This window comes from Pseudoalteromonas sp. SR44-2 (assembly GCF_014163745.1).
GTDB lineage: Bacteria > Pseudomonadota > Gammaproteobacteria > Enterobacterales > Alteromonadaceae > Pseudoalteromonas > Pseudoalteromonas distincta.
The window spans coordinates 23556-47154 of the sequence record NZ_JACJDW010000020.1; the positions used below are offsets into that span (position 1 = coordinate 23556).

Genomic DNA, 23599 nt, shown 5'->3' on the forward strand with positions numbered 1-23599 from the left:
TAATGTAACTGCTTGACTGCTGAGTTCCAAGCGGGACGAACTTTAAGTTTTTTTATAAATTTGGTCAAGTATTTTTTCGTAAATTTTCACTGTTTACGTCAATTTTTGTTAGACTCGGCTTAATTCAAAACTAAAACGATAAAAAACAATGAAAAAATGTGTTCTAGCGCTTATGGTTTTACTCGCTGGCTGTGCCTCAAATGATGAGCCGCCTTTTGAAATAAATAATAAACAGTTTCACGAAAAGCAAGATGAGCAAGGTAATAAGCTTTTTGCTTATGTTGTGTCGGTAAAAGCTAAGCATCGTGAAAACTTTAACCTTGACCGTGGTCCTAATAAGAGACCAAGTCGTGGTGAGGTTAAGCAGTATATAGAGAAAGAGCATTTTGAAGAATCGAGCATTCTGAAGTTACAGCTAGAAGACCAAGCAGTTGAATTATTAAATCAAGAGCTAAAAGATCGTAAGTATTGCGACAACAAGCATGAAGTTAATGATGTTTTATGGCGAGATTTGAGTGTACAACTAAGAGGGCGTTGTTTGTAATATGTTGGCTGATAAAACTAAGTTAGCAGAGCTTTTGGCGCACCTAGATATTAACTATGATGTAATAGAGCATCCGCCGCTACATACTAGCTTAGCGGCAGATGAGTATATGATTGAGCGCCCAGGTACTCGTCTTAAAAACCTGTTTTTACGCGATAACGAAGGCAAGCGACACTTTTTAGTTATTACAGCGCACAATAAGCAACTCGATTTAAAGGCACTATCAAAGCAACAAGGGCTTTCACGCTTAGGGTTTGCATCGAGTGAACGCTTAGCAACGTATTTAAAAGTGGCTCCTGGGTGTGTATCTATGTTGGCTCTTTTAAATGATAAGCAAAACGAAGTGAGCTTATGGGTTGACCAAGATATTTGGCACGGTGATTTGTTTCATTGTCATCCGTTTGAAAACACCCAAACATGGTTGCTTAGTAAAGCTGATTTAGAAACATTTTTTAATTACACAAAGCATCAACCGCGCGTTGTATTTTTACCCTCAAAATAAGCCCACATAATTAACGATAAACCACATAAGCAAACCGCAAGCAGCGTAAACATAAACGCTGTTTGCCCATGATGTTGGTATACCACACCGGGTAATAACGACCCCAATGCGCCACCACTGTAATAAAACGATACATATCCGCCATTGGTTACACTTGGTGGGGCTTTACTGATTTTATTAACGAGCGGTGCGGCAGTTGAATGAATCACAAACATAGCACCACAAAACAAAGTAAATGCGATTAAAAATAAGCTAAGCTGGTGGCTCATTAATAAAATAATACTCACACTATAAAAACTAAATACCGCAGTTAATAAATGCCAAGGCGAAGGGACTTTTTTAAGTAACCAAGGTGCAGCAATAGAGGCGAGGGCACCAATTAAATAACCACTGTAAACCAAACCTATGTCACGAGTATTGGTAATTAAAAACGTGTCTTGTAATATAAACGGTAAGTAATTAAGTAGTGCAGCGAAACAAAAGAACATACAAAAAACGGCGCCGTAAACTTTAAGTACAGCGCCTTCTTTAAGTTGTTTAATGTAATCGAGTGGGGAGAGCTGCGACTGTTTAGCTGGGTTTGTAAAGCGAGAATGCTTAACTGTCAAAGCTAAGCAAATAAGCATAAAAGCAGTTACGTAATAAAAGCTCTGCCAATTCCATAAGTCGCTAAACAAAGCGGCAAGCACACGTCCAAAGTAACCACCAACTATACTGCTACCAATATATAGGGTCATATTTTTTTGAAGTGTATCAGCGCTATAACTCATGCCTATATAGCTAGTCATTGCTGTTAAAGCTGCGGGGAGCGTTAAACCTTGTAAAAATCTGACTAATAATAAAAGCTCAAAGCTAGGTACATAAATAAAAAGTAAGCAGCTAAGGCCTAAAAGCACCATTGCAATACGTAATATAAGTAGTGGATTTATTTTTGCTAAAAATAAACCATAAACGAGCGGGGCAATGGCTAAAGGCAGCATAGTTGCAGTCATTAAGCTGCCAGCTACCGCAGGTGCTACATTAAATTTGCTCGCAAAAAGGCTAAGTAGGGGTTGCGGTGCATAAAGCACAAAAAATATAAATACCGAGCAAACGAGTAGATGAGGTAAACGCATTATATGGCTTGTGCATTTGCTGATTGGTTGTCTGGTATTGTATTAAAAATTGCTTTTAATTCATAATTAAAACCATAGCCATTGCGCTATTTCATGGTTTGTTTTAACTAGTTTGCTAGATTAATGTCGATAGCGCTGTTATTTGAACTCGTTGGTGATTAAAATAGCAATAATATTAGTTTTTAGTGGAACAAAGTCATGGGTTCATTACAAGACCAATTGCTTCAAGCAGGATTAACAACATCGCATAATGCTAAAGTTGCTAAATCAGAAAAGCGTAAGCAACAAAAAAAGCAAAAGAAAGGGGCGACTAGCAACCCAAGTGATCTGCAAAAGCATATTCAACAAACCAAGCTAGAGCAGCAAAAAAAAGCTGAAGAGCTTAACCAAACACGCCAAGTGAGTTTAAAGCAGCGCGAGCAAGAAGCGCGTGTTAAACAAATTTTAGAACACCACAACCAAGACGCTATTCGTGGTGAGCGCACATTTAATTTTACTTATCAAAACAAAGTAAAAAATATCGACGTGAACGAGAAAACGCAAAAAGCGTTATCGGGCGGTCGTTTAGCTATTTGTGTACTAGAAGGGCAATTTTACGTATTAGACGACAAACCAGCACGCAAAGTGGCTGAAGTTGACGAAAAGTATATTGTTTTTCATGTAGAGCCAGAAAACAAACCAAAAGATGAAGATGACCCATACGCAGACTTTGAAGTACCAGATGATATAGTGTGGTAATAGTTATTAAGGGTAAGCTCATTTTTATTTGCTAAAGTATATAAAAGTGAGATAGAAACGAGTTAGCGGTTTTTGGTTAAGTTGATCGTCTAGCGTCGTTTCGTACGTATGCTTTTTATTTGATTGTTTACTACAATCAATAGAACAGTTTTTCTAACCGTCAAAAAAGAAGAGTAAATACAATGAGCAAGATGAAAACACTACTATTAGGCGCGGGTATTACTTTAGCCGCAAGCTTCTCGTTTAATGCAGCAGCTGCCGATGGCGCTGCACTTTATACCGCTAAGAATTGTCAAACTTGTCATGGCGCTGAAGGTAAAGCACCAATTATGGGTATGTACCCTAAACTAAACGGTCAAAACAAAGACTACTTAGTAGCGCAAATGAAAGACATCAAATCAGGTGCACGTAATAACGGTATGACCATGGCTATGAAAGCAATGGTTGCAACGGTAACTGATGAAGAGTTTGAAGCAATTGCAGATTACCTAGCTAACGTAAAATAATTTACGCAGCTATACCATTTTAATACAATTGGTATTTTAGTTTTACAAACAGCCACACAATAGTGTGGCTGTTTTGTTTGGTGTTTGCTATAAAATAGAGACTGCTTTAGACTTCTAAACATCTGTTCGTACAGGTTAATAATGTACGTTTTTAAAAGGCTCATTATGTTTGATTTACCCCAACTCGATTTAAAAAACAAAGTATCAGCACAAGAGTGGCAACTTCGTGTTGATTTAGCCGCGTGTTATAGACTGGTAGAGCACTTTCGTTGGGGGGATTTAATCTATACGCATTTATCAGCACGTTTGCCTGGCACCGACCACTACTTAGTGAATGCGTTTGGTTTAACCTTTGATGAAGTAACTGCCTCTAATTTAGTAAAGGTCGACTTAGACGGCAACATTATTGACGATACGCCATTTAGTATTAATCCAGCTGGATTTACTATTCACAGTGCGATTCACGAGGTACGCGAAGACGCTCATTGTGTTATTCACCTTCATACCAAAGAAACAATCGCAGTCGCTACACAAAAAAATGGTTTATTACCGCTTAGCCAATATTCAATGTTTTCATTGCCATCGCTTTCTTATCATGGTTACGAAGGGCTTGCAGTAAACGACGACGAGCGAAAAGTGCTGCAAGATGATTTGGGCAGCACTAACCATATGTTATTGGTAAATCATGGTGGCTTAACAGTAGGTCCAACGGTAGGCGATGCGTTTATGCGCTTTTATGATTTACAGCGAGCGTGTGAAATTCAACTAGCGCTACAATCAAGCTCGCAAGAGGTGATTGAAGTACCGCAACCTATAATCGACAATATTTATAATCAAGCAAACGTAGTACACAGTGGCAGCACCGGCGGGCAACTTGCGTGGCCTGCAATGTTACGTAAAGCGTATCGACTTGACCCTAGTTTTGCAAAATAACCCATAGCGGTTAATAAGGAATTTTAATGAAAGTAAATCGCGTTGAAGTATTTGATATTCACTGTCCTGATAGACCTTCTTGGACACCTGTGTTTGTACGAATTCATACTGACGAAGGTATTAGTGGTGTTGGCGAAGCCGGCCTTGCATACGATTTAGGTCACAGTGCTGCAGCGGCTATGATTAAAGAAATGGCCGACGCCTTTTTAATCGGCCACGACCCATTTCAAACAGAAAAACTATGGTCACGTATGTTACGTGAAAGTTTTTGGGGTTTAGGCGGCGGACCTGTTGTATATGCTGCAATGAGCGCAATTGATACCGCACTTTGGGATATAAAAGGTAAAGCGCTTGGTTTACCTGTATACCAGTTATTAGGCGGTAAAGTTAACGACAAACTACGCACTTACGCATCGCAATTACAGTTTGACTGGGATAGCGAATTTAAAGCGCTAGTACAACCGCAAGAATATGCAGAAGCGGCTTTAAAGGCGATGGCCGAAGGTTACGATGCAGTAAAAGTAGATCCAATTCAGTACGATAAAGACGGTAACACTTATTACGACCGTACAAAAATAATCTCACGCACTGAAATGAAGCTATACCGTGCACGTATGCAAGCTATTCGCGAAGCAGTAGGCGACGAAGTGGATATTATTTTTGAATGCCACAGTTTACCTGGCGTGACAACAGCCATTCAGTTGGGTGAAATTGCAGAAGAATTTGACTGTATGTACTTTGAAGAGCCAGTTAACTATTTAAACCATTCATTGCATGCAAAAGTAGCAGATAAAGTTAATGTGCCAATTGCTGGTGGTGAACGTTTGTATAATCGCTGGGGTGTGCGCCCGTACTTAGAAGATCAAAGTATTGATGTTCTGCAACCTGATATTGGTTTATGTGGTGGCTTTACCGAAACTAAAAAAGTATGTGATTATGCTGATATTTTTGATGTGCGTATTCAAGCTCACGTATGTGGCGGGCCTGTTGCAACAGCAGCATCACTACACTTAGAAACAGCTATCCCTAACTTTTTGATTCATGAGCACCACACTTATGCGATTAAAAAGTGGAACCGCGAGTTATGTTTACAAGACCCACAACCTAAAAATGGTTTTTTTGAAGTGTCAGAAGAGCCAGGGTTGGGTATTGAATTAAATGATGAGATTGTTATGCGTTCTCAACGCGTAGAAATAAAATAATAGTCTTTTAACCTAACTTTAGGTCATGCATTAAAAAGCCGGTAAGTGATTAGTCACTTACCGGCTTTTAGTTGTTTGGTAAAGTTTTAGCTTGTTATAACTCGTTAATTCTACATTCTACGTCTTTAAGCTCAATAGTGGCTTTACTATCAAGGTGGCGTATATAGCATTGCTTGCCTTTAATCATCAATTCAAACTGATCGGGTGTATTGCGACTTTGCGTGTCGATAATATTATCACCATCCACATTGCTAAGGGTTACTGTGCTGCTGGTAGTAAATACATTCTCAGCTAATTGAGTTTCTTGTATATGTACAAGTGTTTTAATTGCTTTGCTAACGGCTGATTTATTTGGCTTTGACAGTAGAGCATGTTGCAGCTTAGGTGTCGGATCTGGATTTTGAGATATGCAGCCATTGAGAAAAAACGCAGAAAATACAAGGATTAGTAAAAAGGACATTTTCATAAATTGGCCGTATTATTATAAAAAGAGAGTTTAATATAACTAGTTTTACTTAAACTTGGTAGTAGTGCTTAGCGTTTGCATAGCTAAGGTCATGCCATGCCTTATCGTTTGAGCATAACGCCTTATGGGAGTGCCATAGAGTGTTGTAGCTTGTATTTATTTGGCACACAGGAAAGTTGCTTGCAAACATAATACGCTGCTGGCCAAAGTGATTAAAAAGGATATTAAAACACGCTGCTTGTTGCTCACTGGTAAGTTGTAGTAATTCAAAACCAGAGAATTTAATTGCTATGTTGTCGTGCTGAGCAAGTAACTCAGCACCTTGTTGCCAGTCATTTAAATTACTTGGCAGTCCTGCATGATTAATTATAATTTGAAGCTGCGGTAGCTGCTTAGCGTAGTAAGCTATTTGTTTGGTTATTTCGCTATTTTCAATATCAAATTGAGCTTCAAAATGCAGTTTATTTGTAGCCAATAAATTAAGGTTATTAATACAATGAGGGCTTTTTAGTCTCACTGCATTATCTTCTTCGGTTATATCTCTTATACCACAAAGGCTTGAATGAGCCAGTGCATTTAGCGCGTGATTAAATTGCTCTGCGGGCGCATCAATTTGGTTGTAACTAATAGCCTTAAATGAAAGGTTTTTTAAATGCGAGCTTAGCCAGTTTAACTCGTTTATAGGTGATTGATTATCAAACCCAGCCTCAATGTGCACAATACCCGCAAGTTCAAAATCAGTACTTTTAACAAGTTCCTCTGCACTTATTGGTTGTTTAATTCTTTCTAGGTTAGGCCATGCTGGTGGGTTTTCGCCTTGTAGCCAAGTATATTGCCCCTCGGCAAGATTAAAAAAATGCACATGAGGGTCAATAATTTGCATGCTCATTGGGCAGTGTAACCACCATCAATACTTTGTAGGCTGCCTGTAATAAAACTGGCATCGTCACTTGCTAAAAAGCTCACAAGGGCAGCAACCTCATCGGCTTGACCTAATCGGTTAAGCGGTTGAAGACTTGCTTCCTCGGCAACTATTTCTGCTTTGTTTGCGCCACTTTTTGCGCAGTACGCATCTATCGCGTTATGAAATAGCGGGGTTTCTATTGTGCCAGGGCATACCGCATTTACTCTAATATTAAAGCTCGCGTAATCAAGCGCCGTTGTTTTGGCCATTGAGGCAAGGGCATGTTTTGTTAGGTTATATGCAAAAGAGTTTTGCTTACCTATAATTGCTTGATCGGATGCGACTAATATAATAGCGCCGCTATTTTGCGCTTTCATGCTTGGCAATACGCTTTGTACTGCGGCATAGGCGCCTTTAACATTAAGCGCAAAAAGTGCATCGAGAGTTTGCTCGTCGGTGCTTTCTATATTTGCGCTTAAGTGTTTTCCAGCATTAGAAACAAGTACATCAATACGTTTGCTTTGTTCACAGATAGCGTTGATGCAGCTTTGTACCGCCGATACATCACTTACATCACACTGATGAAATATACCAGTTTCGCTTGGCTCTATATCAAGGTTATGTACTTTATAGCCATTACTTAGAAAACGCTTTACAACGGCTAGACCAATTCCTTTTGTACCACCTGTAACTATTGCAACTTTAGACATACTTACTTCCTTTATTGCTAACTAGTGAGAGTGACCGCAGCCGCCTTCAGCGTGCACATGTCCGTGAGAAACTTCTTCACTCGTCGCTTCACGTACAGATACAACTTCAACGTCAAACGTTAGTGTTTTGCCCGCAAATGGGTGGTTTAAATCACAATCTGCGTTAAAACGACCAACCTTAACTATAGTAACCTGATGACGACCTTGGTTAGAGCTAACCATTGCTGTCATACCAGGTTTCCATACTTTAACGTCGCCTTGTAGGTGCTTAAGAGGAATACGTTGAATTAAGTCATCAACACGCTCGCCGTACGATTCACTTGGCTCTAGAGTTACACTAAATTTTTCGCCAGCTTCTTTACCTTCAAGTGCTTTTTCTAAACCAGGAAGCATGCCTTCGCTGCCATGAATGTAAGTAAGTGGCGCTTCGTTTGTGCTACTTTCAATTTGCTCGCCCGCTTCGCTAAGGGTGTAATGAAATTCAACTGCTGAATTTTTGCTAATTTGCATGCTTGTCTCTTCAAATAATAACTATGTTAGGGCGCAATTTTACGCGAAATATACTTGTTTATAAACTTAACGTGGCTGATTTAGTGTTTTTTGTAAATCTAGCAGTAAATCTTTTTTTATTGGGGCTGCTTTTTGCTTTTCAGCCTGTGGTATAAACAGTACTAATTGAGTACCAGGCTTTAAAATGCTCGATGCAGAGAGTTTGTTCCATTTTGCCAAGTCGCTATGAGGTACATCGTAAAGCTGACTTATACTCCAAAGGCTATCGCCTGACTTAACTTCGTAATCTATTTCTATAGTGGGGATCGCAATCTCTTGGTGTTCTAAATAAGGGCTGATTTTGTAATCAACAGTTAATGTGCTTGGCAGGGTTTTAGGTTGTCCAACTAATAACTTTTCTCCAACACCTATTAAATTATTATTTTTATTATTAAGTTGTTTTAAAGCTTTTACAGACATACTAAAACGCTTGGCGATACTGTAAAGCGTATCGTTTTGTTTAACGATGTACTCTCCAGCAAAGTTTGATTTGAAGAACTGGCTTTTTAATAATGCTTCTTGTCTTATAGGCAGCAGTAAAGTATGCGGCCCGTTAGGTGAGCTTTGATTTTTTAAATATCCCTGATTAATAGCATGTAACTGCTTTGAACCTATACCAGAGAGCTTGGCAATGACTGAAAAGTCGAACTGCTGGCCTATGTTCATCTGTGTTGTAAATGGCTTATATGCAAGCTTTGGGCGTTTTATACCCTTTTGTGGGTGTTTAACTAAATAGCTTAAAGCGAGTAACTTAGGTACATAGTCAGCGGTTTCTTTTGGCAGACTGAGCGACCAGTAATCGGTGCTTTTACCGCGTTTTTTATTTTTTTCTATTGCGCGTTTAACGCGGCCTTCACCACTATTATAAGCGGCCAAAGCATGTAGCCAATTACCATCAAAGCGTTTATGTAAGTAACTTAAGTAATCAAGTGCAGCATCGGTTGAAGCAAGTACGTCTTGGCGCCCGTCATACCATTGGTCTGACTTAACACCAAAGTGATGCGCTGTTGCGCCAACTAACTGCCAAACACCAACAGCTTGCTGTGATGAGGCTATTGTTGGTCTAAAATCGCTTTCTACAAATGGTAGTAATGCGAGCTCAATAGGTAGTTGCTTTTGCTCAATTTTTTTTACGATGTGATACAGGTAAGGCGCTGCGCGTTTGCTCACCGTTTGTAAGTAGTTAGGTTGCTTTGCATACCAGCTGATACGCTTTTTTAAAGCGCGATTTTGATAAATCGTAAAGTGTAGATTATTGGCTATATGCACCCACAGATCGGTGGTTTTTGGTGGGCGCTTTTTTACGATTGTTTTTTTGAATTGAAGTGGCGTAACTAGCTCATTAACTTGAGGCGTTTGAGCTACTTCCTCGTCAATATCATAAGTATAGTCAGGCTCAAAATGAGTAAATATTTGTGGAGCTTCTTGTGGTTCTTGCTCCGTTGATTGACAACCAAATAACAAAATACCCAAACAACATAAAACCAAACTGCGCATAGTGATCACTTTTGTAAATTCCTTTTATTATTTTAACACAATCCGTTGTGTTGAGTTATTCTGCGCTTTTTACGCGATTTAGGCCAGCTTGTAAAAAAAAGTTACTCGATTTTATATTAAGCGCTTCTTGTTTATAAGGCTCAATAACTGATTTAGGAAACGACAGCATTAATTGCTCAATACTTTGATCTTTATTGTTTTTAACATGCTCTGTTATGGCTGTTAAAAACGATAGTGGCTGTTTCAGCTGCTCTTTTGTTAATGTGCCGCCGTGGCCAGGTATAATAATAGCGAGCTTTTCGTCGTTAATATATTGCTTAAGCAACGTTTGCCAACTTTTAAGTTCGCCGTGACCAGGGTAAGGAAGCCAGTCAACGATATCGCCACCAATCAGCACACTGCCATTATTAGTAGTAATAGTTAAATCACCGTTAGTATGGGCTTGCTGCGGCTCAAGCGTTACCTCAAAACCACCAAGGTCGATAATTTTACGACTATTAATTACTATTTCGGGTTTGCTAAGCTGATACTCCTGCCAGCGAAAAAGTCGCTTTTTTGCAAGCTTTAACTTATCACGCCATTTAGCTTGCTCTTCTTTAGGGACATTCGCTAATCGTTGGTAGCTCAGCTCAATGCTCTTTTCATAGGTGTCTAGTTTGTCGGTATATGCTGTTTGATAAAGACTAAAATTTTTGTTTACTTGCTGATGAACAACGAGCTTGGCATCAGGATAAAAATTTTGCATAACCGCCATACCGAGCAAGTGATCGTCATGGTAATGCGTGGCAACCAAATAGCATAAAGGTGTTTTAAGGCGTTTTTTTAAATCTTCAGCAAGTTGTTCAACTGCAGCAAAATTGGCACTCGTATCAACCAGTAGGGCACATTTTTCGCCTTCAATTAATACTTGGTTAGAGTCGTAAAAGCGAAGCTTGTCTTGTTGCTTTAAAAACTGAATATGAGGGTTTATTGTATTCCAAATAACGGCAGCGTAGGTGCTAGGTGCTATTGATAGTAAAGTGCATGATAATAGTAAGTGCTTACATGAAGAGGTTATGTTTGAAAGTTTTAACTTCATTTATTATCTCTACGCTGAGGTTTAATTACTTTAATAATAAACAAAAAGCGCAGTATGCGCTTTTTATTTTTGGTGTTTGGGGTCATTTGCCAAATGCTGACTGAGTTTATCAATCAATTGGTCTTGATGCTGTTGTTCAACTGTAGCCTGTGTTTTTGCTTCTAGCAATTCGTGGCTTAAGTTTAATGCTGCCATTAGTAGGGCTTTTTGATCGTTTCTAACGGTTGAGCGTTGTTTCATTTGCTCAACTAAGTCATTTAGATTTTTAGCTGCTGCTATTAATGCATCTTCCTGCCCTTCGGGGCAAGCAAATTGCTGCTCTTTACCTAGCAACTCAACAGTGACCCGCTGGTTTTGCAGCTCAGACATTAGCTAGCCTGTTGTGCGCTTTGTAATTTATCAAGAAGACCAGATAAAGTAGTGCTGGCATCTTTTTGCTTTTCTTCATTTTCTAAAGCTTCAAGCTGTAGTAATTCGTTTTCATCGCTTAGTTTAGTGTTCTGTTCTTTTAAAGTAGCAACATCTGTTTGTAATTGATTATTACGTTCGATTAAAGAATCGATCAGTTGTTCGAGTTGTTGAAGAGTAGTGTTGTTCATAAAGGCGCTCATATAACTGTAATTAATGTCATGCAAATGTAAAGCAAAGTGTGTTGATTTGCCAGCATTTACGGTGGTTTTAGCTGATTTTTCTTCTGCGTTAAGGGATAATTCAGCATATGAGCTTTTTCATTCAGAAATGGTTCACTTTAACACTCTCTTATCTTGGTGTGAGTTGCCAAAGCCTAGTGCTTATGGTTCACTTACGATATTAAATTGCGTATGGCGAAAATAAATAATGCTTAGTTACAGACACTCATTTCATGCGGGTAATCCTGCCGATGTACTTAAACATTTAGTACTGGCACAAGTACTAAATTACCAAACAATTAAAGATAAACCGCTTGATTATATAGACACGCATTCAGGTGCTGGCTTTTTTGAACTGGCAGCTGCTGATGCGCAAAAAACGCAAGAGTATCAAGATGGTATTGAAAAACTTTGGCAACATAAAAGTGAACATGCTGAGCTTAATGAGTACATTGAATTAATTAAGTCATTTAACGACACTGACGAACTTGCATTTTATCCGGGTTCACCAAAAATTGCAGAGCATTACTTGCGCCGCCAAGATAAGGGTTGGTTTTTTGAACTGCACCCGCGCGATTTATTATTACTTGAAGAAAATATGCAAGGTAAGCGCTCCATTCGTGTGCGCGGAGAAGATGGCTTTACCGGCTTAGTAGGATTATTACCACCAGCATCTCGCAGAGCGTGTGTGTTAATTGACCCTCCGTACGAAATTAAAGATGACTACGAAACGGTTGTAAAAACCTTAGTTAAAGCTCATCAGCGTTTTGCTACAGGTACTTATATGATTTGGTATCCGGTAGTAGACAGAGAGCGCATTGATAATATGGAGCAGGGCTTAATTGATTCAGGAATGCGCAACATTCAGCTATTTGAATTAGGCACTGAAGCGGACACTGACGTACACGGCATGACAGCATCTGGCATGATTGTGATTAACCCTCCATGGAAGCTAAAGCAAACAATGGATGCAATAATGCCTGAACTTGTTGATTTGTTGAGTGAGCCAAGTGGTTTTTACAGAAGTGAACAACTCGTTGATGAGTAGCTTTAAATAGTGCTTACAATGAATGATAAAATGCCCAGTTTTGCTGGGCATTTTATTTAAAATCAATACGAATGTGTTAGGTAACACATATATTAGGGAGCTAAATATTAATTAAAATAAACTGCGTTAAAAGTAGCAAGCGTATTACCGCTGTTGTTTTTAAGTTTTAGTGACTCGCCTGTAATTTCCCACTTTGAAGTATTGTTAAGTACGTTAGACATAGCTGCCTCTTGGTCCATATTCTCCGAACACATCTTTTTTGTACTCGCTAACTGACTAAGTGTAATTGTGTGCTGCTCGGTACTATAACTTCCGCTAAAATTATTACAGCCTAAAAAGCCATTAACACGGTAGTCTTTATCGAACTGAATAAACGGCTCTTTAGTTGTAACATTTACTGTTTGAGCATTGATTGTTATTGCTTTCCAGTACGTGTTTGTAAGCGTTACGTCTGGCTTTTCAACGGATACTTTTGAAAGCTCAATTTTATAAGGGCCAGTTAGCTGTGATTCTCTAAATGGGTCGTTATTTGTGGTACTTGTGTAAAGTACTTTGTCTTTATTTATGATTCTGGCGCTTAGGCTATAGCGGTGTTTATCGTTAACTTTACTGGCATCATAAGTTAGCTCTACAGTAAATGGTGGGGCTTGGGTAATATCAATCACTTCTTGGGTTATTATATCTGCTTTTACATCCATTTTAGATACATCCGAAAGCGTAACTATTAACTGTGAACCGGGGCGAAGCATACTGCGATCTTTGTAGCTAACTTGGGTAGTTAGAGTCGATATTGATTTTGCTTGCTCTGTATTTTCAGTCGGCTTTGTTTGTTGATCACAACCGGTTATGGCAAAAGCGCTCAGTGCTAATAAACTAAGTCCTGTAAGTGCTTTTTTACGTGAATGTACTGCTTGATGCTTTTCCATGTTTGTTATCCTTACTCAATATTATCCCCCTAGTGTATTACTTAGTGACTTAATCATTCCTTAACTTATTTTAAACATAAAAAAAGGCGCATTAGCGCCTTTAATAATTAAAAACAAACGATTATTTTTTAACAAATTTAGTTAAAATAACTATGCGCTGGCCGTCAACTCGCCCTTCAATATGTTCAGGGTTGCTGGTTAGGCCAATATTACGAACAGCTGTTCCGCGTTTAGCTGTAAGGCTACTACCTTTAACGTCTAAGTCTTTAATTAGGGTTACAGTATCGCCTGCTTGAAGTACTACACCATTGCTATCTACATGCTTTAAATCGTCATCTTCAGCAAGTGCTTTTTTAGCCCACGTTAGTGTGTCTTCTTCAAGGTAAATCATGTCTAGCGCATCTTGTGCCCAGCCATTATCAGGCGCTAAACGCGAAAGCATTCTGTAAGCTACAACTTGTACTGCAGGAGTTTGGCTCCACATGCTATCGTTTAAACAGTGCCAATGCGTAGGCGTTATTTCGCTGTTATTCTCGATTTGATCTTTACATGTTTGACACGTGTAAATACATTTATCTGAGTGGGTTTCAGTTACCGGTGGTACTTCATAAACAGATAAGTTCTCGGTGGCTGCACACAATTCACATTGATTATTACTACGTTCGATTAAGGCTTTTTCAATACTCATGGGGCTCTTTCTGATTCTGGTCGAGTTAACATTTGCTGCTATTGTACTCCAAAACAGGAGCTCTGCGCCATTAGTCCCTTAATTTTGTGTGGGTATATTACTCATATACTTATCTTCAATAGTTTTTATATATCCTTGAGCGTGAAGGTTTTTAATTGCTAGGTTTATTTGGGGCAATAATTCTCTATGTTTGCTCAATAAGCGAATTCTTAAAAAGCCATGGGAATGCTGTGCGCCAAAGGCAATGTTTATCCCTAACTGCTTTGCCCAATAGAGCGCAGTTAACTTACCTACTAGTGCAGCTTCTACACGGTTTCTTGATAGAGCTGCCATAAGTTCTTTTTCGGATGGAAAGTCAACACGCTCAAAGGTGTTGTCATTAAAGTAATAGTAACCTAGTACCGTTCCTATATTTTTACCCTTCAAGCTATCAACGCTTTGCCAGTGCTGGGCATTTTTAGGCAAGGTAACAATCATTTCTGTGGCATAAATAAGCGGCTCTGAAAAAACATAACGAGGGTCATTTCTCTCACTCTTTGAGAGCCATTCTAATGAAATAACATCAAAATCGATTATTTCATCTTGTAAATATTTGGTAATACGCTTCGTAGGTAGGCCGATATGAGAAGCTGCAATATTGGCATCATCGAGTACTTTTTCAATAATTTCGGGCAATATGCCAGGCTTTTCTGGATCATTTGTATAATATGGATAATGACTCCCTGACGCGCTAACATTATATTTGAGGGGAGTAGGGTTAATGCTGGCATAGCTAAAAAATACAAATAGCAGAGGGCTCAGTACTAATAACCGAATAAAGTTAGTCAAATCTCTACCTTTTATATTAATATTTTATATTAGTGTTGTGTAATTTTAACATTTTTGCAATGACGACTATATTTATCTTATGCGTGTTGCATTAAAGTACACATATTATTGGCTGTTTTGCCATCTTTTATTTATAGGTTTAGAGCCAAGTGAAATTACATAACATACCTGATGAAGCACAAAAAATAACTCAGTTTGTTGCGCGGCAACCTATTTTTGATATAGACCAGAATGTTTTCTCGTACGAATTGCTTTATAGAGATTCAGCCAATAATGCGTTTCCTGTAGGCACTTCTGATGTGCATGCGACAAGCCGCCTGTTTTTTAATGCTTTAATGTTGGTCGGTTTAGATAGACTTACCGCACATCATTTAGCTTTTATAAACTTGTCATCAGAAACTATTCTCGATAACTTCCCCAAACTTTTATTGCCAGAAAATAGTGTTATTGAAATAGTGGAGCGCACGGGTAATATTCCGGCGGTGGCTGAGCGCGTGCAAGAACTAAAAAAAGAAGGGTATGTTTTTGCGTTAGATGATTACGATGGCGATCTAAAATGGGAGCCACTGTTAGCACATGTTGATTATATTAAAATTGAGATAGATGATCCGGTTATTAAAACCAATATGCGCATTAAAAAAATAAAACGCGCAAATCCACATGCAAAAATAATTGTTGAACGAATAGAGACGCATGAACAATTTAATGTATTAAAATTGGCTGGCTGCGATTTATTTCAAGGGTTCTTTTTTTCTCGCCCAGAAATGATTACGTATAAAGGTGTAGAGCCTTCAAAGCTAACCGTTTTTGATCTATTGCGTTTTACAGCAAAAGAAACACTTTGCTTTAAAGAAGTTCATCAACGAGTGGCCAGAGATGTCGCCATAACAGCGAGGGTTTTAAAGCTAGCTAACGCGCGTTCAGGCAAAGCAAATTTAGTCATTACGTCTATTTCACAAGCGGTTATTTATTTAGGTGAGGACACAATAAGACAATTTGTTCGCGTATTAGCAATTAGTGAGTTGGGGGTCGAAAAACCAACCGAATTAACTAAGCTTGCTTTAACGCGGGCTCAATTTATGTCGCTAATATTGGAGCAAAATAATAAAGAGTTGACCGAGCAAGGATATTTGGTGGGTTTGTTCTCGGTGCTTGATGCTATTTTAGATGCTGAATTAAAAGACATAGTTAAAGAGTTTACTTTAGATGCTGCAATATCTGATGCGTTACTATTAGAGAGAGGCATTTTAGGGAACTGTTTATCGCTTATAAAAGAGTTTGAATTAGATAATATAGATGAAGCTATGGTCCATTTGGCCAACATAAACTCAGAGCTGCATATTGGCGATATATTTAATTTTTTATTGGATGCTGTTTTATACAGTGATGACATTATTGAGGCAATAGCAGAATAAATATGCGTAATTGGTTGTCGGTTATAAGTGTAGTGGTTGCTCTTTGTTTATTGTTTCCTGGTATTACAAAACCAGTATTAACAATAGAGGGCAACATAGATAAATCAAAATTAGCGCAGGCGGGCATTGAAATGCTTGCTGAAGAGGGCGATGGTCGGACTCGTAGCATGCTAATGATGTTCTCGAATATGCTAGGGCTTGATAAGTTAGAGGGCGAGATCAGCGCCTATAACAAAACACAAAGTATTTTAGGCACAGTTCAAGAGCTTGCTAGTAATAATAATTTATTTGTAGCTGCTTTAGTGGGGTTGTTTTCTATTGTTATTCCAAGCTTGAAGCTGCTATTACAATTGCTTTATTGTTGCCTACCTTTGAATGGGTTGAAGCAAAAGCTCGGTCTGGTTATTTGTGCATTAAGTAAGTGGAGCATGGTTGATGTATTTGTTATTGCATTAATAGTGACTTACCTAGCAGGTAACGCTCATGGTAAAAGTGGTGAGCTACTTGTTATGAATGCACAATTTGGTGAGGGCTTTTGGTATTTTAGCGCATATTGTATATTTGCAATTATCGCGAGTAACTTAATTAAAACACCTGATAAACCGCAGTTTACATAATTAAAGTATTTGTGGTTGCCGTTAGGTTATCTTACAATCATTTTAAAATTTATTAAAAGGCATAATGTTGCAACGTTTTTACTCTAGTTTACTTATGATAACTTTACTGCTCACTTTTGTGGGTCAGGCAGTTGCGTCTGTAGCTATGGTATGCGAAATGCCACATTTGCCAACGAAAACAGCAACGCATGCCCAAATGCCAATGACACACAGTAGTGATGCAACAGCTGTTGCTAGCATGTCTGAAAATATGATGCAGATGGATTGTTGCGACGACGAAAGTACGCCACAAAATGATTGCAAATGCCCTATCAGTGGCTGCGCTGCTAATTCAATGCTTAATGTTGATACTTTATTTAGCGTTACTTTACTTGAATCTGAAAAAGTAAATATAAGTGTATTTACTACACAAATTAATATACCTCGTTCACTTTACCGCCCTCCTATGTCTGCTTAATAGCAGGATAGGTGTATGTAAAAATTGCGGTAACCCGGTTTATTGGTAATTCCTAAACACCTTTTTTGCTTCCTAATTTAAGAATTTCTTTTATTTTTAGATGGAGCAGGTGATGAACCACGCTGTAAGTATTAAAGCCGTATTATGTAGTGTTGTGTTTTTTAGCACAGCTGTTGATGCGCAAAACAATTCAAATAACCTAAATATCGATACGCTAAAGCAAGCCCGCAATGAGCAAACGCTTAGCTTAACGCAAGCGCTTAATTATGCACTAACGCATGATCCATGGCTAAAAGCGAGTGGCTACCAAGAAGATGCCGCAATAGCACAAAGTATTGCCGCAGGCACCTTACCCGATCCTGTTTTAACGGTTGGCTTACTTAACTTACCTACTAACGGTTATGCGTTTGATCAAGAAGGGATGACGCAGCTTAAAGTCGATTTGAGCCAAAAGTTTAGCCGAGGGAATAGTTTAGCGCTTAAACAAAAGGCATTAGCTCAGTCTGCTCAACAATACCCTTGGCAGCGCGCCGATCGCTTAGCACAAGTAAAAGCAATTGTGATTGAGTCGTGGTTAAACGCGTATCGTGCTCAGCGAAGTATTGCTTTAATTGAGCAAGATAAAGGGCTATTTACTCAGCTTATTGAAATTACCGAAGCAAGCTACGCAAGTACCTTAGGTAAAACACGCCAGCAAGATATTATTCGTGCGCAATTAGAGCTCACTCGCCTTGAAGATAAGTTGGTTATGCTTGAGCAGCAATTTGAAAGTGCTAAAAACCGTTTAGCACAGTGGTTACCTATGAATATGCTTATGCAGCCTTTACACATCGAGTTTACTAAAACAACAGGGCTTGTTGATTTTGCGAGCCTTGAATTTGATGAGCTCATACAGTTGCTTATGGTGCATCCCGCAATTATTGCGATAGAAAAAGCCGTCACCGCAAAGCAAACCGAAGTTGCACTCGCCAAGCAAAGTTACAAACCTCAAATGGGCGTTAATGTAGGTTATGGTTACCGAGATGATACGCCTATGGGGGAGTCGCGAGCTGATTTACTTTCAGTAGGATTTAGCATTGATTTGCCATTGTTTACTGATAACAGACAAGATCAACAGGTTAAATCGGCTATTGCCAGTGCAGAAGCTACTAAAACACAAAAGCTGGTGGCGCTTCAAAAACTCAAAGGCATGTACTTTAAGGAGTTTAGCCAACTCGCTCGTTTGCAAAAACGCGATGCGCTTTATCAAAATACGTTATTACCGCAAATGTCAGAGCAATCTCAAGCAACATTAAATGCTTATACGCGCGACGATGGGGATTTTTCTGACGTGATGCGCGCGCGTATTAGTGAGCTTAACGCCAAAATTGATGCACTGAATATTCAAGTAGATCAACATATTATTACCGCCCGCCTTAATTATTATGCAAGTAGCTTAGACCCCCAAGTAATGAGCGAGCAAACTGGAGAATTACACAATGAATACTAATTTAAAGTTACTTGTTGCCGCCTTAGTTGGCGCGGGCGCATTTGCGTTAATTGGCGCCTTAGTAATGCAGTTTTTACCTAGCAACTCGGTAATGCATGAACAGCAAAGTGCTGAAAAACAGCCCCTATATTGGGTAGCCCCTATGGATAGTAATTACAGGCGTGACGCGCCAGGGCTGTCGCCAATGGGAATGGATTTAGTCCCTGTATATGAAAACGATAGCAACGTTCAGGATGGACCAGGTGCTGTAACTATTTCGCCTGCAGTAGTTAATAACTTGGGTGTAAGAACTGCCAAAGTGCAGCTTAAAACACTTCACAGCGATATAAATACTGTGGGTTATGTGCAATATAACCAAGACCAACTTATTCACATTCATCCGCGTGTAGAAGGCTGGATTGAAAGCTTATACGTTAAAGCGCAAGGTGCACAAGTTAAAGCCGGTGAGCCTTTATATACATTGTATTCACCACAATTGGTGAATGCACAGGAAGAGTTTTTATTGGCGGTTAATCGTAATAATACCGTGTTAATTCGCGCTGCAAAGGCACGTTTAGAGTCGTTAAATGTGTCAGATGGATTTATCGAGCGTTTACAAAAAAATAAAAAGATAATGCAAAATATTACTTTTTACGCAAAGCAAAGTGGTGTGGTAGATGAGCTAACAGTACGAGAAGGCTTTTACGTTAAACCAGGCACATCAATGATGAGTATTGCTCAGCTTGATGAGATTTGGGTAGAGGCAGAAGTGTTCGAGCGCCAATCAGAACAAGTGAGCGTTGGTTTACCTGTAACGATGACGCTTGATTACTTAAAAGGACAAAAGTGGGAAGGTAAAGTTGATTACATTTACCCCGCGCTTGATGCTAAAAACCGGACGCTGCGTGTAAGGCTTAGGTTTGAAAATGCAGATCATCGGTTAAAACCAAATATGTTTGCACAAGTGAGCATTCACGCTAAAGCGAGTGAAGCGCAATTTATAGTTCCTAAAGAAGCGGTAATTCGCACGCAGCATCAAAACCGTGTGGTTATTGCATTAGGTGAGGGTCGTTTTAAATCGGTAGAAGTCGAAGTTGGGCAAATTAATAGTAATGAAGCGGTCATTTTGTCAGGTGTGACGACAGGTGACACGGTAGTGACCTCAGCGCAATTTTTAATAGACTCTGAATCGAGTAAGAGCTCCGACTTTAAACGAATGGAAATACCTAGTTCTAGTATTAGCTCAGGTATGAGTTCGGATTCTGGTTCAGGCTTTAATATGAACATGGATATGCAGCCACAAAGCGCCACGGTTAACGGCACTATTAACGCCATAGATACACAAAACCGCATTATTAATATTAGCCGAGAAGCCATTGAAAAATGGAATCGAGAACCCGCCACAATGGACTTTGTATTAGCGCCAGATATTGATATTAGTCAGTTTGAAAATGCCCAGTATATTAATTTTACTTTTAGCATTATTAACGATGAATTTGTAATTACTAAAGCGCAAAACGCAGAGCTGATTGATCATTCTACTATGCAACCTATGCAACCTATGCAACCTATGCAACATAGTTCTCACTAGGAGCCATTATGATAACTGCCATTATTCGCTGGTCCGTTAGCAATCGCTTTTTTGTGTTGTTGCTTACATTAATTTTACTGGGTGGAGGGTTGTTTGCGATAAAAAATACGCCCGTGGATGCCTTGCCTGACTTATCTGATGTTCAGGTCATTATAAAAACTACTTATCCGGGGCAAGCGCCGCAAGTAGTGCAAGACCAAGTCACATTTCCTCTCACCACAGCAATGCTTTCTGTGCCGGGTGCACAAACTGTAAGGGGTTTTTCGTTTTTTGGTGACTCGTACGTTTACGTTATTTTTGATGAAAAAACTGATTTGTATTGGGCGCGTAGCCGAGTACAAGAATACCTAAGCCAAGCAGCAAACCGATTGCCCGATAGCGCTACGGCAGAGCTTGGCCCTGATGCAACAGGCGTAGGTTGGATTTACTTATACGCACTAATTGATAAAACAAATAAACACGATATTAGTCAGCTACGAAGCTTACAAGATTGGTTTTTAAAGTTTGAGCTACAAACTGTGCCCGGTGTATCTGAAGTGGCTGCTGTTGGTGGCATGGTTAAGCAATACCAAGTCAATGTAGAGCCTGATAAATTACGTGCATATGGTATCCCGCTTAGCCTTATTCAAACGGCGATTCAACAAGGCAACCAAGAGATGGGCGCCTCGGTAGTTGAAATGGCTGAAGCTGAATACATGGTAACAAGCACAGGCTACATTAAAAGTGTTGCTGACCTAGAAGCTATTCCGCTTGGTGTAAACGCTAATGGTACTGCGCTGCAATTGCGTGATGTAGCCGATATTAGAGTCGGGCCGCAAATGCGCCGTGGTATTGCAGAGCTTAATGGCGAAGGCGAAGTAACCGGCGGCATCGTTATTATGCGCTATGGCGAAAATGCACAAAAAACCATTGAGCTGGTAAAAGCAAAATTAGAATCGCTTAAAAAGGGATTGCCAGAGGGCGTTGAAATAGTCCCTGTGTACGATCGCTCCAACTTAATAAATAACGCGGTAGATAATCTAACAAGTAAGCTAATTGAAGAGCTGATTGTAGTTGCTTTAGTGTGTGTGGTGTTTTTGTTTCATGTGCGCTCATCATTGGTGGCAATTATTACGTTACCGCTTGGCATTTTAACGGCATTTATAATTATGTATTGGCAGGGGATTAACGCCAATATTATGTCTTTAGGGGGAATTGCAATAGCGATAGGCGCAATGACCGACGGCGCTATCGTCATGATTGAAAATATGCACAAACATATGGAAAAAACGCCACTTACCAACGAAAACCGCTGGGAAGTTGTGGCTAAATCGGCGAGTGAAGTGGGTCCTGCATTATTTTTTAGTTTATTAATTATTACCGTCAGCTTTATGCCGGTATTTATTTTAGAAGCGCAAGAAGGACGTATGTTTGCGCCACTGGCTTACACTAAAACCTATGCTATGGCGGCGTCTGCTGGGCTTGCGATTACCTTAGTGCCGGTATTAATGGGTTACTTTATTAGAGGTAAAGTTATTTCGGAGCAAAAAAATCCAGTTAACCGATTACTCGTCGCAGCGTATCGCCCACTACTTAACTGGGTGCTTAAATTTCCAAAAATGACATTGGTATTCGCGGTGGTTGTTTCTGTTATTGGCTTTTACCCGGTAAACAAAATAGGCAGTGAATTTATTCCGCCACTTGATGAGGGCGACTTAATGTATATGCCCACAACGTATCCTGGTTTATCGGTAGGTAAAGCGCGCGAAATACTACAGCAAACCGACAAGCTAATTGCCACAGTACCCGAGGTTAAAACAGTATTTGGTAAAGTTGGGCGAGCAGAAACTGCAACAGATCCTGCGCCGCTTACAATGATAGAGACGTTTATTCAGTTAAAACCAAAAGATGAATGGCGCGATGGTATGACCCTTGAAAAACTTAAAAAAGAACTCGACGGTTTGGTTAAGTTTCCGGGGTTGACGAATGCGTGGGTAATGCCAATTAAAACACGTATTGATATGCTCGCAACCGGTATTAAAACTCCCGTGGGCATTAAAGTTGCGGGACCAAAGTTGAGTGAAATTCAAAAAATTGGTCAACAAATAGAAGTGCTTTTAAAAGATCTACAAGGCACCGCATCGGTTTATTCAGAGCGAGTAGCTGGTGGGCGTTATATAAAAGTAGATATAAATCGTGAAAAAGCGGCGCGTTATAGCTTAAACATTAGCGACGTACAGCAAGTTGTATCTACTGCAATAGGTGGTACAAACGTAACTAAAACCGTTGAAGGGCAAGAGCGCTACCCTGTTAATTTACGTTATCCGCAAGCATACAGAGACTCGCCAGAAGAGCTAATGTTGTTACCTATTGTAACGCCTACAGGGCAGCGTATAGCACTTGGTGATGTAGCTGCTGTATTTATTGAAGATGGACCGCCTGGTATAAAAAGCGAAAATGCACGTTTAAACGGTTGGAGTTTTATTGATATAGATGGCGTTGATATTGGTACTTATGTCGAGCACGCTCAGCAAGTGCTCGATAAAGACCTAATACTACCAGCTGGCTACTCAATTACGTGGGCTGGGCAGTATGAATACATGCAGCGCGCTAAAGACAAACTGACTTATGTATTACCACTTACATTAGCGATTATTATTGTGTTGCTTTATCTTAATTTTAGAAGCTTTGCTGAGGTCACTATTATTATGGCTACGTTGCCACTGGCAATGATTGGTGGCGTATGGCTAATGTATTTAGAGGGCTTTAACTTTTCAGTTGCAGTAGGTGTGGGCTTTATTGCCTTAGCTGGGGTAGCGGTAGAAATTGGGGTCATTATGTTGGTGTATTTAAACCAGGCCTATCAAGAAAAATGCATCGAAGCAGAGCAGGCAGATAAGCCACTTAGTTTAGTGCAATTACAGCAAGCTATTATTGAAGGTGCAGGGCTTCGAGTACGCCCGGTTATGATGACTGTCGCGACAATTATTATTGGTTTGCTACCTGTGCTGTATGGCACAGGCACCGGAAGCGAAGTAATGAGTCGAATAGCTGCACCTATGGTTGGCGGTATGGGCAGTGCAATTGTACTCACCTTACTTGTTATTCCTGCGGTTTACCTACTGTGGCGCAAACAAGGACTTAGATAATATAAAGCAACAAGACGATAGAGCAGTGCGGTTACTACTCACGCATTGCTCTATAAAAAT

At 39.6% G+C, this 23599-nt stretch carries 25 protein-coding genes; 13 read left to right on the forward strand and 12 right to left on the reverse strand.

The annotated features are described in order from the left end of the window. Nucleotides 1-148 precede the first annotated feature (148 nt). Together H5115_RS13010 and H5115_RS13015 are read left to right on the forward strand one after the other, a co-directional pair. A complete protein-coding gene (locus H5115_RS13010) occupies nt 149-544 on the forward strand; it encodes a hypothetical protein (protein WP_002957870.1) in 396 nt (131 codons plus the stop codon). Between the two features lies 1 nt (nt 545). Then, entirely contained in the window at nt 546-1046 is a 501-nt protein-coding gene (locus tag H5115_RS13015; protein WP_182755666.1) for a prolyl-tRNA synthetase associated domain-containing protein, read from the forward strand. Here the strand turns inward: H5115_RS13015 and H5115_RS13020 are convergent. Next, a complete protein-coding gene (locus H5115_RS13020) occupies nt 1013-2161 on the reverse strand; it encodes an MFS transporter (RefSeq protein WP_182755668.1) in 1149 nt (382 codons plus the stop codon). The genes H5115_RS13015 and H5115_RS13020 overlap by 34 nt on opposite strands. 198 nt (nt 2162-2359) lie before the next feature. Between H5115_RS13020 and H5115_RS13025 the strand changes: the two genes are divergently transcribed. From H5115_RS13025 to H5115_RS13040, 4 genes are all read left to right on the forward strand, one after another. Then, a complete protein-coding gene (locus H5115_RS13025) occupies nt 2360-2899 on the forward strand; it encodes a DUF2058 domain-containing protein (RefSeq protein ID WP_182755670.1) in 540 nt (179 codons plus the stop codon). 182 nt (nt 2900-3081) lie between these two features. Then, nucleotides 3082-3405, forward strand: coding sequence for a c-type cytochrome (locus H5115_RS13030; protein WP_002957866.1), 324 nt, complete (start codon nt 3082-3084; stop codon nt 3403-3405). Between the two features lie 165 nt (nt 3406-3570). Next, complete coding sequence (locus H5115_RS13035) at nt 3571-4338, forward strand: class II aldolase/adducin family protein (RefSeq protein ID WP_010554363.1); 768 nt, start codon at nt 3571-3573, stop codon at nt 4336-4338. 26 nt (nt 4339-4364) lie between these two features. Next, nucleotides 4365-5540, forward strand: a complete 1176-nt coding sequence (locus H5115_RS13040; RefSeq protein ID WP_007375956.1) for a mandelate racemase/muconate lactonizing enzyme family protein — start codon at nt 4365-4367, stop codon at nt 5538-5540. A gap of 94 nt (nt 5541-5634) precedes the next feature. Here the strand turns inward: H5115_RS13040 and H5115_RS13045 are convergent, their stop codons facing one another. The 8 genes from H5115_RS13045 to zapB form a co-directional block, all read right to left on the reverse strand. Next, nucleotides 5635-6006, reverse strand: coding sequence for a hypothetical protein (locus H5115_RS13045; protein ID WP_182755672.1), 372 nt, complete (start codon nt 6004-6006; stop codon nt 5635-5637). Nucleotides 6007-6055: 49 nt separating this feature from the next. Beyond that, entirely contained in the window at nt 6056-6895 is an 840-nt protein-coding gene (locus H5115_RS13050) for an amidohydrolase (protein ID WP_182755674.1), read from the reverse strand. Further along, entirely contained in the window at nt 6892-7620 is a 729-nt protein-coding gene (locus H5115_RS13055; protein ID WP_182682968.1) for an SDR family NAD(P)-dependent oxidoreductase, read from the reverse strand. The genes H5115_RS13050 and H5115_RS13055 overlap by 4 nt, the downstream gene beginning before the upstream one ends. Nucleotides 7621-7641: 21 nt before the next feature. Continuing rightward, on the reverse strand, nt 7642-8130 hold the full coding sequence (locus H5115_RS13060; RefSeq protein WP_002957860.1) for a peptidylprolyl isomerase: 489 nt from the start codon (nt 8128-8130) through the stop codon (nt 7642-7644). A 66-nt stretch (nt 8131-8196) separates the two neighbouring features. Then, nucleotides 8197-9666 (reverse strand): LysM peptidoglycan-binding domain-containing protein, encoded by a 1470-nt coding sequence (locus tag H5115_RS13065; RefSeq protein ID WP_182755676.1) that lies wholly within the window; start codon nt 9664-9666, stop codon nt 8197-8199. Nucleotides 9667-9721: 55 nt separating this feature from the next. Beyond that, on the reverse strand, nt 9722-10744 hold the full coding sequence (locus H5115_RS13070; RefSeq protein WP_182755678.1) for an MBL fold metallo-hydrolase: 1023 nt from the start codon (nt 10742-10744) through the stop codon (nt 9722-9724). 63 nt (nt 10745-10807) lie between these two features. Further along, on the reverse strand, nt 10808-11113 hold the full coding sequence (locus H5115_RS13075) for a cell division protein ZapA (protein ID WP_002957856.1): 306 nt from the start codon (nt 11111-11113) through the stop codon (nt 10808-10810). Beyond that, the gene (gene zapB, locus H5115_RS13080; protein ID WP_002957855.1) at nt 11113-11343 is read right to left on the reverse strand and encodes a cell division protein ZapB; all 231 of its coding nucleotides are present in this window, start codon (nt 11341-11343) and stop codon (nt 11113-11115) included. The genes H5115_RS13075 and zapB overlap by 1 nt, the downstream gene beginning before the upstream one ends. 238 nt (nt 11344-11581) lie before the next feature. On the opposite strand from zapB, the gene H5115_RS13085 reads away from it, so the two are divergent. Beyond that, nucleotides 11582-12421 (forward strand): 23S rRNA (adenine(2030)-N(6))-methyltransferase RlmJ, encoded by an 840-nt coding sequence (locus H5115_RS13085; protein ID WP_182671457.1) that lies wholly within the window; start codon nt 11582-11584, stop codon nt 12419-12421. A gap of 107 nt (nt 12422-12528) precedes the next feature. Here H5115_RS13085 and H5115_RS13090 read toward each other — a convergent pair whose 3' ends face one another. The 3 genes from H5115_RS13090 to H5115_RS13100 all read right to left on the reverse strand — a co-directional run bounded on the left by H5115_RS13090 (nt 12529) and on the right by H5115_RS13100 (nt 14863). Continuing rightward, nucleotides 12529-13347, reverse strand: a complete 819-nt coding sequence (locus H5115_RS13090) for an META domain-containing protein (protein ID WP_138489730.1) — start codon at nt 13345-13347, stop codon at nt 12529-12531. Between the two features lie 121 nt (nt 13348-13468). Then, nucleotides 13469-14035, reverse strand: coding sequence for a PhnA domain-containing protein (locus tag H5115_RS13095; protein ID WP_007586451.1), 567 nt, complete (start codon nt 14033-14035; stop codon nt 13469-13471). A gap of 78 nt (nt 14036-14113) precedes the next feature. Then, on the reverse strand, nt 14114-14863 hold the full coding sequence (locus tag H5115_RS13100) for an ABC transporter substrate-binding protein (RefSeq protein WP_182755680.1): 750 nt from the start codon (nt 14861-14863) through the stop codon (nt 14114-14116). A gap of 149 nt (nt 14864-15012) precedes the next feature. On the opposite strand from H5115_RS13100, the gene H5115_RS13105 reads away from it, so the two are divergent. From H5115_RS13105 to H5115_RS13130, 6 genes are all read left to right on the forward strand, one after another. Then, the gene (locus H5115_RS13105; protein ID WP_182755682.1) at nt 15013-16278 is read left to right on the forward strand and encodes an EAL domain-containing protein; all 1266 of its coding nucleotides are present in this window, start codon (nt 15013-15015) and stop codon (nt 16276-16278) included. A gap of 2 nt (nt 16279-16280) precedes the next feature. Beyond that, a complete protein-coding gene (locus H5115_RS13110) occupies nt 16281-16895 on the forward strand; it encodes a paraquat-inducible protein A (RefSeq protein ID WP_182755684.1) in 615 nt (204 codons plus the stop codon). 94 nt (nt 16896-16989) lie between these two features. Then, nucleotides 16990-17352 carry a hypothetical protein gene (locus H5115_RS13115; RefSeq protein ID WP_310736286.1) on the forward strand — a complete coding sequence of 121 codons (363 nt, stop codon included), beginning with the start codon at nt 16990-16992 and terminating at the stop codon, nt 17350-17352. Between the two features lie 112 nt (nt 17353-17464). Beyond that, a complete protein-coding gene (locus tag H5115_RS13120; protein ID WP_182755686.1) occupies nt 17465-18841 on the forward strand; it encodes a TolC family protein in 1377 nt (458 codons plus the stop codon). Beyond that, nucleotides 18831-20411 (forward strand): efflux RND transporter periplasmic adaptor subunit, encoded by a 1581-nt coding sequence (locus tag H5115_RS13125; RefSeq protein WP_182755687.1) that lies wholly within the window; start codon nt 18831-18833, stop codon nt 20409-20411. The genes H5115_RS13120 and H5115_RS13125 overlap by 11 nt, the downstream gene beginning before the upstream one ends. A gap of 8 nt (nt 20412-20419) precedes the next feature. Continuing rightward, on the forward strand, nt 20420-23539 hold the full coding sequence (locus H5115_RS13130) for an efflux RND transporter permease subunit (RefSeq protein WP_182755689.1): 3120 nt from the start codon (nt 20420-20422) through the stop codon (nt 23537-23539). The last annotated feature ends 60 nt before the right edge of the window (nt 23540-23599 follow it).